The sequence below is a fragment of the Pseudomonas sp. BN607 genome, assembly GCF_029871175.1.
Taxonomy (GTDB): Bacteria; Pseudomonadota; Gammaproteobacteria; order Pseudomonadales; family Pseudomonadaceae; genus Aquipseudomonas.
Genome location: NZ_SSOE01000033.1, coordinates 1 through 17,700, shown reverse-complemented (window position 1 = coordinate 17,700; position 17,700 = coordinate 1). Strand labels below are relative to the sequence as shown.

Genomic DNA, 17,700 nt, shown 5'->3' with positions numbered 1-17,700 from the left:
GCGCCGACGGTACGACCGCCTTCACGGATAGCGAAGCGCAGACCGTCTTCCATTGCGATGGTCTTGATCAGGGTAACAGTCATCTGAATGTTGTCACCTGGCATTACCATTTCAACGCCTTCCGGCAGTTCGCAGTTACCGGTCACGTCAGTGGTACGGAAGTAGAACTGTGGACGGTAGCCTTTGAAGAACGGAGTGTGACGGCCGCCTTCTTCCTTCGACAGGACGTAGACTTCTGCGGTGAACTTGGTGTGCGGCTTGACCGAACCTGGCTTGACCAGAACCTGGCCACGCTCAACGTCGTCACGCTTGGTACCACGCAGCAGAACGCCGCAGTTCTCGCCAGCACGACCTTCGTCCAGCAGCTTGCGGAACATCTCAACACCGGTGCAGGTGGTGGTGGTAGTGTCACGTAGACCAACGATTTCCAGCGGATCCTGAACGCGGACGATACCACGCTCGATACGACCGGTAACAACGGTACCACGACCCGAAATCGAGAACACGTCTTCGATCGGCATCAGGAACGGCTGGTCGATGGCACGAACTGGCTCAGGAATGTAGCTGTCCAGAGTCTCTACCAGCTTCTTGACAGCGGTAGTGCCCATTTCGTTGTCGTCTTTGCCTTCCAGCGCCATACGAGCCGAACCGATGATGATCGGGGTGTCGTCGCCTGGGAAGTCATAGGTGGACAGCAGGTCGCGAACTTCCATCTCGACCAGTTCCAGCAGCTCAGCGTCGTCTACCAGGTCAGCCTTGTTCAGGAAGACCACGATGTACGGAACGCCTACCTGACGGGACAGCAGGATGTGCTCACGGGTTTGCGGCATCGGACCATCGGCGGCCGAGCAAACCAGGATCGCGCCGTCCATCTGGGCAGCACCGGTGATCATGTTCTTCACGTAGTCAGCGTGACCTGGGCAGTCAACGTGAGCGTAGTGACGAATGGTCGAGTTGTACTCAACGTGAGCGGTGTTGATGGTGATACCGCGCGCTTTTTCTTCCGGAGCCGAGTCGATCTTGTCGAACTCAACGATTGCCGAACCGAAAACTTCGGAGCAAACGCGAGTCAGAGCTGCGGTCAGAGTGGTCTTACCGTGGTCAACGTGGCCGATGGTGCCGACGTTAACGTGGGGAAGGGAACGATCAAATTTTTCTTTAGCCACGACAGTGAACCTCTTGCCTAAAGGGGATTAGCCTTGTTTTTTAATGAGCGCTTCGACGATGTTCGACGGAGCCTCGGCGTATTTGGAGAATTCCATGGAGTAGCTTGCGCGACCCTGAGACATGGAACGAACGTCGGTTGCGTAACCGAACATCTCTCCGAGCGGTACTTCGGCGCGGACGACGCGGCCAGAGACCGACTCATCCATACCTTGGACCAGACCACGACGACGGTTCAGGTCACCCATCACGTCACCCAGGTAGTCTTCCGGGGTTACAACTTCGACCTTCATGATCGGCTCGAGAACCACGCCGCCGCCCTTCTGGGCCAGCTGCTTGGTTGCCATCGAAGCGGCGATTTTGAACGCCATTTCGTTGGAGTCGACGTCGTGGTACGAACCGTCGAATACCGTGGCCTTCAGGCCGATCAGAGGATAACCGGCAACAACGCCGTTTTTCATCTGTTCTTCGATACCCTTCTGGATCGGAGCGATGAATTCCTTAGGAATCACGCCACCAACGACTTCGTTGGAGAACACCAGACCTTCGGTGATGTTGCCCTTGTCGTCCTGATCTGGCTCCGAGAAACGGATCCAGCAGTGACCGAACTGACCACGACCACCCGACTGACGAACGAATTTGCCTTCGATCTCAACGCCGGACTTGGTGATTTTCTCGCGGTACGAAACCTGCGGCTTGCCGATGTTGGCTTCGACGTTGAACTCGCGCTTCATGCGGTCAACGAGGATGTCCAGGTGCAGCTCACCCATACCGGAGATGATGGTCTGGCCGGTTTCTTCGTCGGTCTTGACGCGGAACGACGGGTCTTCCTGGGCCAGCTTGCCCAGAGCGATTCCCATCTTCTCCTGGTCAGCCTTGGTTTTCGGCTCAACGGAGAGCGAAATCACCGGCTCAGGGAAGTCCATACGCTCAAGGATGATTGGCTTATCGATGTCGCACAGGGTTTCGCCGGTGGTCACATCTTTCATGCCGATCAGCGCTGCGATGTCGCCAGCGAGCACTTCCTTGATCTCTTCACGCTGGTTGGCGTGCATCTGCACCATACGACCAACGCGCTCTTTCTTGCCCTTGACCGAGTTGATTACCGAGTCACCGGACTTCAGAACACCCGAGTAGACGCGAACGAAGGTCAGAGTACCTACGAACGGGTCGGTCGCGATCTTGAACGCCAGAGCCGAGAACGGCTCGTTGTCGTCTGCGTGACGCTCGTCCTTACGAACAGCCGGATCTTCTTTGTCCAGCTCCTTGTCATCCGGGTTGATACCCTGAATGGCAGGAATCTCGGTCGGAGCAGGCAGGTAGTCGATGACAGCGTCGAGAACCAGGGGAACGCCCTTGTTCTTGAACGACGAACCGCAGACAGCCGGAACGATCTCACTGGCCAGGGTGCGCGCACGCAGGCCTGCCTTGATCTCTTCGACGGTCAGCTCACCTTCTTCAAGGTACTTGTTCATCAGTTCTTCGTTGGCTTCGGCAGCAGCTTCCACCATGTTCGCGCGCCATTCTTCGGCCAGCTCGAGCATGTCCGCAGGAATCTCTTCCTCGCGGTAGGTGGTGCCTTTGTCGTCTTCGTTCCAGTAGATAGCCTTCATCTTGATCAGGTCGACCTGACCCTGGAAGTTATCTTCCGAACCGATGGCCAGCTGAACCGGCACTGGGGTGTGACCCAGACGGTTCTTGATCTGACCTACGACGCGCAGGAAGTTTGCACCGGCACGGTCCATCTTGTTCACGTAAACAACACGTGGAACGCCGTACTTGTTGGCTTGACGCCATACGGTTTCGGACTGAGGCTCAACGCCGGAGGTACCGCAGAACACAACGACCGCGCCGTCGAGTACGCGCAGCGAACGCTCTACTTCAATGGTGAAGTCAACGTGGCCGGGGGTATCGATGACGTTTACACGGTAGTTGTCATACTGACCAACCGAACCTTTCCAGAAGGTGGTAACGGCAGCGGAGGTAATGGTGATACCGCGCTCCTGCTCCTGCACCATCCAGTCGGTGGTCGCGGCGCCGTCATGCACCTCGCCCATCTTGTGGCTCAGACCTGTGTAGAACAGGATCCGCTCGGTAGTGGTAGTCTTGCCCGCGTCAACGTGGGCACAGATACCGATGTTACGGTAGCGGTTAATTGCTGTAGTACGAGCCATAAAGCCCTCGCAAAATGATTGATGCTTGAATTAGAAGCGGTAGTGCGAGAACGCTTTGTTGGCTTCAGCCATACGGTGAACGTCTTCACGCTTCTTGACTGCAGCACCCTTGCCTTCGGCAGCATCCAGCAGCTCGCCGGCCAGGCGCAGAGCCATCGACTTCTCGCCGCGCTTGCGGGCGTAGTCTACGAGCCAGCGCATTGCCAGAGCGTTACGACGGGATGGACGAACTTCAACCGGAACCTGGTAAGTGGCACCGCCGACACGGCGGGACTTTACTTCGACCAGCGGAGCGATGGCGTCGAGAGCTTTCTCGAAGATTTCCAGGGGGTCGCTGTTCTTGCGTGCTTTGACGGTATCCAGAGCACCGTAAACGATGCGCTCGGCTACGGCCTTCTTGCCGCTTTCCATCACGTGGTTCATGAACTTGGCGAGGATCTGGGATCCGTACTTCGGATCGTCAAGGATCTCACGTTTTGCTGCTACACGACGTCTTGGCATGATAAGCCCTCAAACGGTCTTCAGGTTAGCCCGGGACGTGGGTCTTCGACCCCTGCCCGACCTTACTCTTATCGACTCAAAAAAATGGATGTCTGCAAACGGCCGATTACTTCGGACGCTTGGTACCGTATTTCGAACGACCCTGGTTACGGCCTTTAACGCCCGAAGTATCCAGAGAGCCGCGAACGGTGTGGTAACGAACACCTGGCAAGTCTTTTACACGGCCGCCACGAATCAGGACGACGCTGTGCTCTTGCAGGTTGTGGCCTTCACCACCGATGTACGAGGAAACCTCGAAACCGTTGGTCAGACGCACACGGCATACTTTACGCAGTGCCGAGTTAGGTTTTTTCGGCGTGGTGGTGTACACACGGGTGCACACGCCACGACGTTGCGGGCAGTTCTGCAGCGCAGGAACGTCGGACTTCTCGACCGAACGCTTACGCGGCTGACGTACCAGCTGGTTGATAGTTGCCATCTACTAGCTCCACTGATTGTCTTGCGACTCTATTGTCTTGCAAGAAAGCCAAAAATTGGCGAGACGGAGCCTCACCAAATTTAAGGGTACAAAAGTCTAAAGAGGATCTTGCACCCAGTCAAGACGAGGCCCCGGCCCTCCCCGCCCGATCATCGGCAACATTTCATGTCGCCGATGCCCGTTCGAGGCTTGCCGGGGCCCTGCCCTGTACTTAGTTACCGCTGGAATTCAGTGCTTCGGTCAGTGCGGCTTCCACCTCACTGGCGCTCACACGCAGCGGTTTGTCGGCATCACGGCGACGCTTGCGCTCGCTGTGGTAAGCCAGACCGGTACCAGCCGGGATCAGACGACCCACGACCACGTTCTCTTTCAGGCCGCGCAGGTAGTCGCGCTTGCCGGTTACCGCCGCCTCGGTCAGTACGCGGGTGGTTTCCTGGAAGGAAGCCGCGGAGATGAACGACTCGGTCGACAGCGACGCCTTGGTGATACCCAGCAGCACGCGGGTGAACTTGGAGATGAACTTGTCCTCGCCGGCGAGACGCTCGTTCTCTACCAGTACCTGGGTCAGTTCCATCTGGTCGCCCTTGATGAAGCTGGAATCGCCCGACTCGGAGATCTCGACCTTGCGCAGCATCTGACGCAGGATGGTCTCGATATGCTTGTCGTTGATCTTCACGCCTTGCAGACGGTAAACGTCCTGAATCTCGTTGACGATGTACTTCGCCAGCGCACTAACACCCAGCAGACGCAGGATATCGTGCGGATCGCTCGGACCGTCGGAGATTACTTCACCGCGGTTTACCTGTTCACCTTCGAAGACGTTCAGGTGGCGCCACTTCGGAATCAGCTCTTCGTACGGATCGCTACCGTCGGTCGGAGTGATGACCAGGCGACGCTTGCCCTTGGTCTCTTTACCAAATGCGATGGTGCCGCTGACTTCAGCCAGAATCGAGGCTTCTTTCGGACGACGCGCTTCGAACAAGTCGGCAACGCGCGGCAGACCACCGGTGATGTCACGGGTCTTCGACGTTTCTTGCGGGATACGCGCAATAACATCACCAACACCGATCTGCGCACCGTCGGCAACACCAACGAGGGCGTTGGCCGGCAGGAAGTACTGGGCAGGTACGTCGGTACCTGGCAGGTACAGATCCTTGCCAGCAGCATCGACCATCTTGATGGCCGGACGGATTTCCTTGCCTGCGGCAGGGCGATCCTTGACGTCCAGTACTTCAATGTTGGTCAAGCCGGTGAGCTCATCGGTCTGACGCTTGATGGTGATGTTTTCTTCCATGCCCACGAAGGTCACGGTACCTTTCAGTTCGGTAACGATCGGGTGGGTGTGCGGGTCCCACTTGGCGACGATGGCGCCAGCTTCGACCTTTTCACCTTCCTTGACCGAAATCACCGCACCGTAAGGCAGCTTGTAGCGCTCACGCTCACGACCGAATTCGTCGGCGATGGCCAACTCACCGGAACGCGACACGGCAACCAGGTTACCGTCGGCACGCTCAACCTGCTTGAGGTTGTGCAGGCGCACCATACCGCCGTTCTTGACCTGGACGCTGTCCGCAGCCGAAGTACGGCTTGCAGCACCACCGATGTGGAACGTACGCATGGTCAGCTGGGTACCCGGCTCACCGATCGACTGAGCAGCGATAACGCCGACAGCTTCACCGATGTTCACCTGGTGACCACGAGCCAGGTCGCGACCGTAGCACTTGGCGCAGATGCCGTAGCGGGTTTCGCAGTTGATCGGCGAACGCACGACAACTTCATCGATGCTGTTCAGCTCGATGAACTCGACCCACTGCTCATCAACCAGGGTACCGGCCGGAACGATGACGTCCTCGGTGCCTGGCTTGAACACGTCACGGGCAATGACACGGCCCAGTACACGCTCACCCAGCGGCTCTACAACATCACCGCCTTCAATGTGCGGCGTCATCAGCAGGCCCTGGTCGGTGCCGCAGTCGATCTCGGTTACTACCAGATCCTGGGCAACGTCTACCAGACGACGAGTGAGGTAACCGGAGTTAGCGGTCTTCAGTGCGGTATCCGCCAGACCCTTACGAGCACCGTGAGTCGAGATGAAGTACTGGAGTACGCTCAGACCCTCACGGAAGTTCGCAGTGATAGGCGTCTCGATGATGGAGCCGTCCGGCTTGGCCATCAGACCACGCATACCGGCCAGCTGACGGATCTGGGCTGCGGAACCCCGCGCACCCGAGTCAGCCATCATGTACATCGAGTTGAAGGACTCTTGCTCGACTTCCTTGCCTTCGCGGTCGATGACCTTCTCTTTCGAGAGGTTGGCCATCATCGCCTTGGACACTTCGTCGTTCGCCTTCGACCACAAGTCGATGACCTTGTTGTACTTCTCGCCCTGGGTTACCAGGCCGGAGGCGTACTGGCTCTCGATCTCCTTCACTTCGTCGGTAGCGTTACCGATGATGCGAGCTTTCTCGTCCGGGATAACGAAGTCGTTAACACCGATGGAAACGCCGGAAATGGTCGAGTAAGCGAAACCGGTGTACATCAGCTGGTCAGCGAAGATAACGGTCTCTTTCAGACCAACCACGCGATAGCACTGGTTGATCAGCTTGGAGATCGCCTTTTTCTTCATTGGCTGGTTGACCACGTCGTACGGCAGGCCTGCCGGTACAACCTGGAACAGCAACGCACGGCCGACAGTGGTGTCGACGATGCGGGTATTCTTGACCACCGAACCATCACGCTCTTTCACGGTTTCGTTGATACGAACCTTGATTTTTGCGTGCAGGGCAGCTTCGCCGGCGCGGAATACGCGGTCGACTTCCTGCAGGTCGGCGAACACGCGACCCTCGCCCTTGGCGTTGATGGCTTCACGGGTCATGTAGTACAGACCCAGTACAACGTCCTGCGACGGAACGATGATTGGCTCACCGTTGGCTGGCGACAGGATGTTGTTGGTCGACATCATCAGCGCACGTGCTTCGAGCTGGGCTTCCAGGGTCAGAGGCACGTGGACCGCCATCTGGTCACCGTCGAAGTCGGCGTTGTACGCGGCGCAGACCAGCGGGTGCAGCTGGATAGCCTTACCTTCGATCAGTACCGGTTCAAAGGCCTGGATACCCAGACGGTGCAAGGTCGGTGCACGGTTGAGCAGCACGGGGTGTTCGCGAATCACTTCGGCGAGAACGTCCCACACCTCTGGCAGCTCACGCTCGACCATCTTCTTGGCAGCCTTGATGGTGGTCGCCAGACCACGCATTTCCAGCTTGCCGAAAATGAACGGCTTGAACAGCTCGAGGGCCATCTTCTTCGGCAGACCGCACTGGTGCAGACGCAGGGTCGGACCTACGGTAATTACCGAACGGCCGGAGTAGTCCACACGCTTACCGAGCAAGTTCTGACGGAAGCGACCTTGCTTACCTTTGATCATGTCGGCCAAGGACTTCAGCGGACGCTTGTTCGAGCCAGTGATGGCGCGACCGCGACGGCCGTTGTCCAGCAGGGCGTCAACCGCTTCCTGCAGCATGCGCTTTTCGTTGCGCACGATGATGTCCGGCGCCGACAGATCCAGCAGGCGCTTCAGACGGTTGTTACGGTTGATCACCCGACGATACAGGTCGTTCAGGTCGGAGGTCGCGAAGCGGCCACCATCCAGCGGCACCAGCGGACGCAGGTCCGGCGGCAGTACTGGCAGGACGGTCAGGACCATCCACTCTGGCAGGTTGCCCGAGCCCTGGAAAGCTTCCATCAGCTTCAGGCGCTTGGACAGCTTCTTGATCTTGGTTTCCGAGTTGGTCTGCGGAATTTCTTCGCGCAGGCGGCCGATCTCGTGCTCCAGGTCGATAGCGTGCAGCAGCTCGCGGACAGCCTCGGCACCCATGCGGGCGTCAAAGTCGTCACCGAACTCTTCCAGCGCTTCGAAGTACTGCTCGTCGTTCAGCAGCTGGCCCTTTTCCAGGGTAGTCATGCCCGGGTCGATAACGACATAGCTCTCGAAATAGAGCACGCGCTCGATATCACGCAGGGTCATGTCCATCAGCAGGCCGATACGGGACGGCAGCGACTTCAGGAACCAGATGTGGGCAACCGGCGAGGCCAGTTCGATGTGCGCCATGCGCTCACGACGAACCTTGGCCAGGGCAACTTCAACGCCGCACTTCTCGCAGATTACGCCGCGGTGCTTGAGGCGCTTGTACTTGCCGCACAGGCACTCGTAGTCCTTGACTGGGCCAAAGATCTTGGCGCAGAACAGGCCGTCACGCTCAGGCTTGAACGTACGGTAGTTGATGGTTTCCGGCTTCTTAACTTCACCGAACGACCACGAACGGATCATTTCAGGCGACGCCAGACCGATGCGGATGGCGTCGAACTCTTCGACTTGACCCTGGTTTTTCAGCAAATTCAGTAGGTCTTTCAAGGCCTTTCCTCCTGGCGGAGCAGGGAGCGGGCATAACCTGCCCCACTCCCCTTCGCGTCACGTGTTATTCGGTTTCCAGATCGATATCGATACCGAGCGAACGAATCTCTTTGATCAACACGTTGAAGGACTCGGGCATGCCCGGCTCCATACGGTGATCGCCATCCACGATGTTCTTGTACATCTTGGTACGGCCGTTCACGTCGTCCGACTTCACTGTGAGCATTTCTTGCAGGGTGTATGCCGCGCCGTATGCTTCCAGCGCCCACACTTCCATCTCCCCGAAACGCTGACCACCGAACTGCGCCTTACCACCCAGCGGCTGCTGGGTAACCAGGCTGTAGGAACCAGTGGAACGCGCGTGCATCTTGTCGTCCACCAAGTGGTTCAGCTTGAGCATGTACATGTAACCAACGGTCACAGGACGCTCGAACTTGTTGCCGGTACGGCCATCGAACAGCACCATCTGGCCGCTTTCTGGCAGGTCTGCCAGTTTCAGCATGGCCTTGATCTCGCGCTCTTTGGCACCATCGAAGACCGGAGTAGCCATCGGCACGCCTTTCTTCAGGTTGTGGGCCAGAGCCAAGATCTCTGCGTCGGTGAACTCTTCGAGGTTTTCCTGACGACCGCCGATCTCGTTGTAGACCTCGGTCAGGAACACGCGAAGCTCAGCAGCTTTACGCTGCTCTTCGAGCATGCGGTCGATCTTCTCGCCCAGGCCCTTGGCCGCCAGGCCCAGGTGGGTTTCGAGGATCTGACCAACGTTCATACGCGAAGGTACGCCCAGCGGGTTCAAGACGACGTCGACCGGAGTACCGTTGGCATCGTGCGGCATGTCTTCAACCGGCATGATGACCGAGACAACACCCTTGTTACCGTGACGGCCGGCCATCTTGTCACCCGGCTGGATGCGACGGCGGATTGCCAGGTATACCTTGACGATCTTCAGTACGCCCGGCGCCAGGTCATCGCCCTGCTGCAGCTTGCGCTTCTTGTCTTCGAACTTGTCGTCCAGCAGACGGCGACGGTCGACGATGTACTGCTGAGCCTTTTCCAGCTGCTCGTTCAGTGCATCTTCAGCCATGCGCAGTTTGAACCACTGGCCGTGCTCCAGACCGTCCAGCACTTCGTCAGTGATCACGGTGCCTTTCTTCAGGCCCGCACCACCGTCGACCACTTGGCCGTTCAGGGCAGAACGCAGACGCTCGAAGGTTGCACCTTCGACGATGCGGAACTCTTCGTTGAGGTCCTTGCGGATCTCGTCCAGCTGCATCTTCTCGATGGCCAGTGCGCGGCTGTCGCGCTCAACGCCGTCACGGGTGAAGACCTGTACGTCGATGACGGTACCCTTGGTGCCGGTTGGCACACGCAGGGAGGTGTCCTTAACGTCGCTGGCCTTCTCGCCGAAGATCGCGCGCAGCAGTTTTTCTTCCGGAGTGAGCTGGGTTTCGCCTTTAGGCGTCACTTTACCCACCAGGATGTCGCCAGCGCCTACTTCAGCACCTACATAGACGATACCGGCTTCGTCCAGCTTGTTCAGTGCAGCCTCACCCACGTTCGGGATGTCCGCAGTGATTTCCTCTGGGCCGAGCTTGGTGTCACGCGCCACACAGGTAAGTTCCTGGATGTGGATGGTGGTGAAGCGGTCTTCCTGAACCACACGCTCAGACAGGCAGATGGAGTCTTCAAAGTTGAAGCCGTTCCACGCCATGAACGCGATGCGCATGTTCTGACCCAGAGCCAGCTCACCCATGTCGGTGGACGGACCGTCAGCCATGATGTCGCTGCGCTGAACCTTGTCACCTTTGCTCACCAGCGGACGCTGGTTGATGCAGGTGTTCTGGTTCGAACGGGTGTACTTGGTCAGGTTGTAGATATCTACACCTGCTTCACCGGTCTCGACTTCGTCGTCATTGACGCGAACGACGATACGGCTGGCGTCGACCGAGTCGATCACACCACCGCGGCGAGCTACCACGCAGACACCGGAGTCACGGGCAACGTTGCGCTCCATGCCGGTACCTACCAGCGGCTTGTCGGCACGCAGGGTTGGTACAGCCTGACGCTGCATGTTCGAACCCATCAACGCACGGTTGGCGTCGTCGTGCTCGAGGAACGGAATCAGCGAAGCAGCAACAGAAACAACCTGCTTCGGCGAAACGTCCATCAGGGTGACGTCTTCCGGCGCCTTGACGGTGAATTCGTTCAAGTGACGAACAGCTACCAGCTCATCGATCAGCTGCTTCTTCTCGTTCATCGCGGCCGAAGCCTGGGCGATGACGTGATCCGCTTCTTCGATAGCCGACAGGAACACGATATCGTCGCTGACAACGCCTTCCTTCACCACGCGGTACGGGCTTTCCAGGAAGCCGTACTGGTTGGTGCGGGCATAGGCTGCCAGGGAGTTGATCAGACCGATGTTCGGACCTTCAGGGGTCTCGATCGGGCACACGCGACCGTAGTGGGTCGGGTGTACGTCACGGACTTCGAAGCCAGCACGCTCACGGGTCAGACCGCCAGGGCCGAGTGCAGAGACGCGGCGCTTGTGGGTAATCTCGGAGAGCGGGTTGTTTTGGTCCATGAACTGGGACAGCTGGCTGGAACCGAAGAACTCCTTCACCGCGGCCGCTACCGGCTTGGCGTTGATCAGGTCTTGCGGCATCAGGCCTTCGCTTTCCGCCATCGACAGACGTTCCTTGACCGCGCGCTCAACACGCACCAGGCCAACACGGAACTGGTTCTCGGCCATCTCGCCGACGCAACGAACGCGACGGTTACCGAGGTGGTCGATGTCGTCGACGATGCCTTTGCCGTTACGGATATCGACCAGGGTCTTCAGAACCTCGACGATGTCTTCCTTGCTCAGAACGCCCGAACCTTCGATCTCGGTACGACCGATACGACGGTTGAACTTCATGCGGCCAACGGCGGACAGGTCGTAACGCTCGGCGCTGAAGAACAGGTTGTTGAACAGGGTCTCGGCAGCATCCTTGGTTGGCGGCTCGCCTGGACGCATCATGCGATAGATCTCGACCAAGGCTTCCAGCTGGTTGCTGGTGGTGTCGATCTTCAGCGTGTCGGAGATGAACGGACCGCAATCGATGTCGTTGGTGTACAGGGTCTCGATGCGGACAACCTGTGCCTTGGCGACCTTGATCAGCAGTTCGGTAGTCATCTCGGTGTTGCACTCGGCGAGAATCTCGCCGGTAGCCGGATGCACAATAGCCTTGGCAGTGGTGCGGCCAAGGACGTATTCCATAGGAACGTCCAGCTGCTTGACGCCAGCCTTCTCCAGCTGGTTGATGTGGCGCGCAGTGATACGGCGGCCTTGCTCAACGATGACTTTGCCGGTTTCGTCATGGATGTCCATGACCGCGACTTCACCACGCAGACGCTGCGGCACCAGTTCCAGGCTGAGCTTTTCGCCGGAAATGTGGAAGACGTTGGTGGTGTAGAAGGTATTCAGCACTTCTTCTGTGCTGTAACCCAGGGCGCGCAGCAGCACCGAGGCCGGCAGTTTGCGGCGACGGTCGATACGCACGAACACGCAGTCCTTCGGGTCGAACTCGAAGTCCAGCCAGGAACCGCGGTAAGGGATGATGCGAGCGGAGTACAGCAGCTTGCCGGAGCTGTGAGTCTTGCCACGGTCGTGGTCGAAGAACACACCAGGCGAACGGTGCAGCTGGGAAACGATCACACGCTCGGTACCATTGATAACGAAGGTACCGTTCTCAGTCATCAGGGGGATTTCACCCATGTAGACTTCTTGCTCTTTGATGTCCTTGATCGCTTTGTTCGACGATTCCTTGTCGAAGATGATCAGGCGCACCTTGACCCGCAGTGGGACCGCGAAGGTCACGCCACGCAGGACACATTCCTTCACATCGAAGGCGGGTTCGCCCAGGCGATAGCCTACGTACTCCAGGGCAGCATTGCCGGAGTAGCTGATGATCGGGAATACCGATTTGAAGGCCGCGTGCAGGCCGACGTCGCGGAACTGATCCTTGGATGCTCCCGCTTGCAGGAATTCGCGATACGAATCCAGCTGGATGGCCAGAAGGTATGGCACATCCATGACGTCCGGCAACTTGCTAAAGTCCTTGCGGATACGTTTTTTCTCAGTGTATGAGTAAGCCATCAGCGTTCCCCAGCTTGGTCACCTGCTTGTTTGGCTTCTCCCGGCGGGAGCAGCCAGAAAATCGTGCAAACCCCTTGGTTTGCGCACCCACATGGGTGTCTTGCAGCGTGTTATCGGGGCCGGTACGACCAGCCACCAATAACGGAAAAAGGCCGGTGGCATAAGCCACCAGCCATCAGCCTTTTGCTCAACGCTCAGGCTGGCATCGCAAAGTCGAGATTACTTCAGCTCGACTTTAGCGCCTGCTTCTTCCAGCTTCTTCTTAGCGTCTTCAGCGGCTTCTTTCGAAACGCCTTCAGCTACAACCTGAGGAGCGCCATCGACTTTCTCTTTGGCTTCTTTCAGGCCCAGACCGGTCAGCTCGCGAACGGCCTTGATCACGTTCACTTTCTTGTCGCCGGCTTCAACCAGAACAACGTTGAACTCGGTCTGCTCTTCAACAACGGCAGCAGCAGCAGCTGGGCCAGCAGCGGCAACAGCAGCGGTAACGCCGAAGGTTTCTTCCATTGCTTTGATCAGCTCAACAACTTCCAGAACGGTTTTCTGGCCGATTGCTTCGATGATTTGTTCGTTAGTCAGAGACATGACTCAATCCTGTATTGGGGTGACAGCCTACGCAGCCATCAAATTAAACGTATGATTTTGAAAGAGTTCGCACGCCTTAGGCGGCGGTAGCTTCTTTCTGGTCGCGAATGGCTGCCAGAGTACGAGCCAGCTTGCTGGTGGCGCCTTGGATAACGCTCATCAGTCGTGCAATAGCTTCGTCGCGGGTCGGCAGGGTAGCCAACACGTCGATCTGGTTCGCTGCAATGAAATTGCCGTCAAACGCAGCTGCCTTGATCTCGAACTTGTCCTGACCCTTGGCGAACTCTTTGAACAGACGAGCAGCAGCGCCCGGGTGTTCGTTGGAGAAAGCAATCAGGGTCGGGCCTTTGAACGCGTCGTTGAGGATCGAGAATTCGGTGCCTTCAACAGCGCGCTTGAGCAGGGTGTTACGCACTACACGTACGTAAACGCCAGCTTCGCGGGCCTCTTTACGGAGTCCGGTCATTGCGCTTACAGTCACGCCACGGGCATCAGCCACAACAGCGGACAGAGCGACTTTGGCAGCCTCGTTGACTTCAGCGACGATGGCCTTCTTGTCTTCGAGTTTAATTGCCACGGGTTTACTCCTGGTTTTTACCGTTTCATCTGGCCGAAGCCGGATGTCGTTTTGGTGTCTGATTCGGTAACGAATCGGGAGCACCATCTGCGTGGGCTGGTGTTTTAAGGCTTGCGCCGCCTACGGTCTTGGATAGCCCCCGCCAGGCAGGGACCCCAATTTTTGCTGGTGGCGCGACAGGTCGCGCCACCATGTTCTTACACGTTCAGCGAGCTCTGATCGATGACCAGACCTGGGCCCATGGTGGTGCTCAGGGTAACGCGCTTAACGTAGATACCTTTCGAAGAAGCAGGCTTGATACGCTTCAGGTCAGCGATCAGGGCTTCAACGTTTTCCTTCAGCTTGTCAGCTTCAAAGCCGATTTTGCCAACGGAGGTGTGGATGATACCGTTCTTGTCGGTACGGTAGCGAACCTGACCAGCCTTGGCGTTTTTCACGGCAGTGGCTACGTCTGGAGTCACGGTACCAACTTTCGGGTTAGGCATCAGGCCGCGAGGACCCAGAACCTGACCCAGCTGACCCACAACGCGCATGGCATCAGGCGATGCGATGACGACGTCATAGTTCAGGTCGCCGCCTTTCATTTCGGCAGCCAGATCGTCCATACCTACACGGTCAGCGCCGGCAGCCAAAGCAGCTTCAGCAGCTGGACCCTGGGTGAAGACGGCAACGCGAACGGTCTTGCCAGTGCCGTGCGGCAGCACAGTAGCGCTACGTACGACCTGGTCGGATTTACGCGGGTCAACACCGAGGTTTACGGCGATGTCGTAGGACTCGACGAACTTGGCAGCAGGCAGCGAGGCCAGCAGGGTTGCCGCTTCTTCGAAGTTGTAGGCCTTGCCTGCTTCGATTTTCTCGGCGATTGCCTTTTGGCGTTTGGTCAGCTTAGCCATTACACACCCTCCACGTTCAGGCCCATGCTGCGGGCAGAGCCAGCGATGGTGCGTACAGCAGCGTCCAGGTCAGCGGCAGTCAGGTCAGCCTGTTTGGCTTTCGCGATGTCTTCCAGCTGAGCACGGGTAACGGTACCGACTTTAACGGTGTTCGGGCGAGCCGAACCACTGGTCAGGCCAGCAGCTTTCTTCAGCAGAACCGAGGCAGGGGTGCTCTTGGTCTCGAAGGTGAAGCTACGGTCGCTGTAGACAGTGATGATCACAGGAGTCGGCAGGCCGGCTTCTTGACCCTGAGTACGGGCGTTGAAGGCCTTGCAGAATTCCATGATGTTCACACCATGTTGACCCAGTGCTGGACCAACGGGTGGGCTTGGGTTGGCCTGGCCGGCCTTTACTTGCAGCTTGATGTAAGCCTGAATCTTCTTAGCCATGAGCTACTCCAAAATCGGGTACGAACGCCTGATGGCTCCCCGGATGACTTGCGTTTTATCCCAGTGACGACAAAACCCCGCAGCACACAGGGCTGCGGGGTATGGGATGCGTTGTCCGCCTAGACCTTTTCGACCTGGCTGAACTCGAGCTCCACCGGAGTAGAGCGACCGAAAATAAGCACTGCAACCTGCAGACGGCTTTTCTCGTAGTTAACCTCTTCGACACTACCATTGAAGTCTGCGAACGGACCATCAATGACTCGAACCACTTCACCTGGCTCGAACAGCGTCTTCGGCTTCGGCTTATCGCTACCGTCTGCTACGCGACGCAGGATAGCCTCAGCTTCTTTATCAGTGATCGGCGCAGGCTTGTCTGCGGTACCACCAATAAAGCCCATCACACGAGGGGTATCCTTGACCAAGTGCCAAGTCCCTTCGTTCATCTCCATCTGGACCAATACATAGCCAGGGAAGAATTTACGCTCACTCTTGCGCTTCTGGCCATTGCGCATTTCGACGACTTCTTCGGTCGGGACCAAGATCTCGCCGAAACCGTCTTCCATGCCAGCCAGCTTGACGCGCTCGATCAGGGAGCGCATTACATGCTTCTCGTAACCCGAGTAAGCATGCACAACATACCAACGCTTAGCCACGGGACACCTTTAGCCAACGATCAAGGAGACCGCCCAGCCGAGCAGGGAATCAAGACCCCACAACAGCAGTGCCATAACCAGCACAACAGCCACAACAATCAGCGTGGTCTGGGTGGTTTCCTGGCGGGTCGGCCACACGACTTTACGAATCTCGGTACGAGCTTCCTTCGCCAACGCAAAGAACGACTTGCCCTTCGCAGTCTGCAGAGCTACAAAGCCCGCGACAGCAGCCAGGACGAGAAGTGCGAGAACGCGATACAGGATCGGGGAGGCGGAGTAGTATTGATTACCCACAACACCAACAACCACCAAAGCCACTACAGCCAGCCACTTGAACAGATCAAAACGCGATTCTTGGGCTTCAGTTTTGGGGGTCATCGAGGAGGATCCTGTAAGAAGAAAGCCATCACACCGAGGTGAAATGGCAGGTCAGGAGGGAATCGAACCCCCAACCTACGGTTTTGGAGACCGTCGCTCTGCCAATTGAGCTACTGACCTGTAACGCTGTATCAGGCCGGCCATTATACCGGCCTGATCAAGTAAATCAACTACTTATTCAATAATTTTTGCTACGACGCCAGCGCCGACGGTACGACCGCCTTCACGGATAGCGAAGCGCAGACCGTCTTCCATTGCGATGGTCTTGATCAGGGTAACAGTCATCTGAATGTTGTCACCTGGCATTACCATTTCAACGCCTTCCGGCAGTTCGCAGTTACCGGTCACGTCAGTGGTACGGAAGTAGAACTGTGGACGGTAGCCTTTGAAGAACGGAGTGTGACGGCCGCCTTCTTCCTTCGACAGGACGTAGACTTCTGCGGTGAACTTGGTGTGCGGCTTGACCGAACCTGGCTTGACCAGAACCTGGCCACGCTCAACGTCGTCACGCTTGGTACCACGCAGCAGAACGCCGCAGTTCTCGCCAGCACGACCTTCGTCCAGCAGCTTGCGGAACATCTCAACACCGGTGCAGGTGGTGGTGGTAGTGTCACGTAGACCAACGATTTCCAGCGGATCCTGAACGCGGACGATACCACGCTCGATACGACCGGTAACAACGGTACCACGACCCGAAATCGAGAACACGTCTTCGATCGGCATCAGGAACGGCTGGTCGATGGCACGAACTGGCTCAGGAATGTAGCTGTCCAGAGTCTCTACCAGCTTCTTGACAGCGGTAGTGCCCATTTCGTTGTCGTCTTTGCCTTCCAGCGCCATACGAGCCGAACCGATGATGATCGGGGTGTCGTCGCCTGGGAAGTCATAGGTGGACAGCAGGTCGCGAACTTCCATCTCGACCAGTTCCAGCAGCTCAGCGTCGTCTACCAGGTCAGCCTTGTTCAGGAAGACCACGATGTACGGAACGCCTACCTGACGGGACAGCAGGATGTGCTCACGGGTTTGCGGCATCGGACCATCGGCGGCCGAGCAAACCAGGATCGCGCCGTCCATCTGGGCAGCACCGGTGATCATGTTCTTCACGTAGTCAGCGTGACCTGGGCAGTCAACGTGAGCGTAGTGACGAATGGTCGAGTTGTACTCAACGTGAGCGGTGTTGATGGTGATACCGCGCGCTTTTTCTTCCGGAGCCGAGTCGATCTTGTCGAACTCAACGATTGCCGAACCGAAAACTTCGGAGCAAACGCGAGTCAGAGCTGCGGTCAGAGTGGTCTTACCGTGGTCAACGTGGCCGAT

The 17,700-nt window shown here is 57.5% G+C and carries 13 protein-coding genes and 1 tRNA gene; all 14 read right to left on the bottom strand.

Annotated elements, in window-relative coordinates; genetic code table 11:
- The coding region (gene tuf / locus E8E68_RS09375) for an elongation factor Tu (RefSeq protein ID WP_280340837.1) at nt 1–1,166 on the bottom strand (1,166 nt) is incomplete at its 3' end.
- A 27-nt stretch (nt 1,167–1,193) separates the two neighbouring features.
- Nucleotides 1,194–3,338 (bottom strand): elongation factor G, encoded by a 2,145-nt coding sequence (gene fusA / locus E8E68_RS09370; protein WP_110745259.1) that lies wholly within the window; start codon nt 3,336–3,338, stop codon nt 1,194–1,196.
- A 30-nt stretch (nt 3,339–3,368) separates the two neighbouring features.
- Nucleotides 3,369–3,839 (bottom strand): 30S ribosomal protein S7, encoded by a 471-nt coding sequence (rpsG, locus tag E8E68_RS09365; RefSeq protein WP_003246741.1) that lies wholly within the window; start codon nt 3,837–3,839, stop codon nt 3,369–3,371.
- Nucleotides 3,840–3,945: 106 nt separating this feature from the next.
- Nucleotides 3,946–4,317 carry a 30S ribosomal protein S12 gene (rpsL, locus tag E8E68_RS09360; RefSeq protein ID WP_003255492.1) on the bottom strand — a complete coding sequence of 124 codons (372 nt, stop codon included), beginning with the start codon at nt 4,315–4,317 and terminating at the stop codon, nt 3,946–3,948.
- Between the two features lie 211 nt (nt 4,318–4,528).
- A complete protein-coding gene (gene rpoC / locus E8E68_RS09355; protein WP_110745260.1) occupies nt 4,529–8,728 on the bottom strand; it encodes a DNA-directed RNA polymerase subunit beta' in 4,200 nt (1,399 codons plus the stop codon).
- 64 nt (nt 8,729–8,792) lie between these two features.
- Complete coding sequence (rpoB, locus tag E8E68_RS09350; RefSeq protein WP_110745261.1) at nt 8,793–12,866, bottom strand: DNA-directed RNA polymerase subunit beta; 4,074 nt, start codon at nt 12,864–12,866, stop codon at nt 8,793–8,795.
- A 219-nt stretch (nt 12,867–13,085) separates the two neighbouring features.
- Nucleotides 13,086–13,451, bottom strand: a complete 366-nt coding sequence (gene rplL / locus E8E68_RS09345) for a 50S ribosomal protein L7/L12 (RefSeq protein ID WP_003255496.1) — start codon at nt 13,449–13,451, stop codon at nt 13,086–13,088.
- Nucleotides 13,452–13,527: 76 nt separating this feature from the next.
- Entirely contained in the window at nt 13,528–14,028 is a 501-nt protein-coding gene (gene rplJ / locus E8E68_RS09340) for a 50S ribosomal protein L10 (protein ID WP_003255497.1), read from the bottom strand.
- A gap of 197 nt (nt 14,029–14,225) precedes the next feature.
- Nucleotides 14,226–14,921, bottom strand: a complete 696-nt coding sequence (gene rplA / locus E8E68_RS09335) for a 50S ribosomal protein L1 (protein WP_003255499.1) — start codon at nt 14,919–14,921, stop codon at nt 14,226–14,228.
- Entirely contained in the window at nt 14,921–15,352 is a 432-nt protein-coding gene (rplK, locus tag E8E68_RS09330; RefSeq protein ID WP_003255500.1) for a 50S ribosomal protein L11, read from the bottom strand. The genes rplA and rplK overlap by 1 nt, the downstream gene beginning before the upstream one ends.
- A gap of 119 nt (nt 15,353–15,471) precedes the next feature.
- Nucleotides 15,472–16,005 (bottom strand): transcription termination/antitermination protein NusG, encoded by a 534-nt coding sequence (gene nusG, locus E8E68_RS09325; RefSeq protein ID WP_003255501.1) that lies wholly within the window; start codon nt 16,003–16,005, stop codon nt 15,472–15,474.
- 9 nt (nt 16,006–16,014) lie between these two features.
- The gene (gene secE, locus E8E68_RS09320) at nt 16,015–16,383 is read right to left on the bottom strand and encodes a preprotein translocase subunit SecE (RefSeq protein ID WP_003257081.1); all 369 of its coding nucleotides are present in this window, start codon (nt 16,381–16,383) and stop codon (nt 16,015–16,017) included.
- A 44-nt stretch (nt 16,384–16,427) separates the two neighbouring features.
- Nucleotides 16,428–16,503: transfer RNA gene (locus E8E68_RS09315), tRNA-Trp, on the bottom strand.
- A 54-nt stretch (nt 16,504–16,557) separates the two neighbouring features.
- Nucleotides 16,558–17,700, bottom strand: a 1,143-nt coding sequence (gene tuf, locus E8E68_RS09310) for an elongation factor Tu (protein WP_125924594.1), incomplete at its 5' end; no start/stop codon positions are given.

Coding starts and splice junctions, on each gene's coding strand:
- rplK (WP_003255500.1), bottom strand. CDS start 15,352: ATGGCTAAGAAGATTCAGGCTTACATCAAGCTGCAAGTAAAGGCCGGC.
- secE (WP_003257081.1), bottom strand. CDS start 16,383: ATGACCCCCAAAACTGAAGCCCAAGAATCGCGTTTTGATCTGTTCAAG.
- rpsL (WP_003255492.1), bottom strand. CDS start 4,317: ATGGCAACTATCAACCAGCTGGTACGTCAGCCGCGTAAGCGTTCGGTC.
- rpsG (WP_003246741.1), bottom strand. CDS start 3,839: ATGCCAAGACGTCGTGTAGCAGCAAAACGTGAGATCCTTGACGATCCG.
- rplL (WP_003255496.1), bottom strand. CDS start 13,451: ATGTCTCTGACTAACGAACAAATCATCGAAGCAATCGGCCAGAAAACC.
- rplA (WP_003255499.1), bottom strand. CDS start 14,921: ATGGCTAAGCTGACCAAACGCCAAAAGGCAATCGCCGAGAAAATCGAA.
- fusA (WP_110745259.1), bottom strand. CDS start 3,338: ATGGCTCGTACTACAGCAATTAACCGCTACCGTAACATCGGTATCTGT.
- rpoB (WP_110745261.1), bottom strand. CDS start 12,866: ATGGCTTACTCATACACTGAGAAAAAACGTATCCGCAAGGACTTTAGC.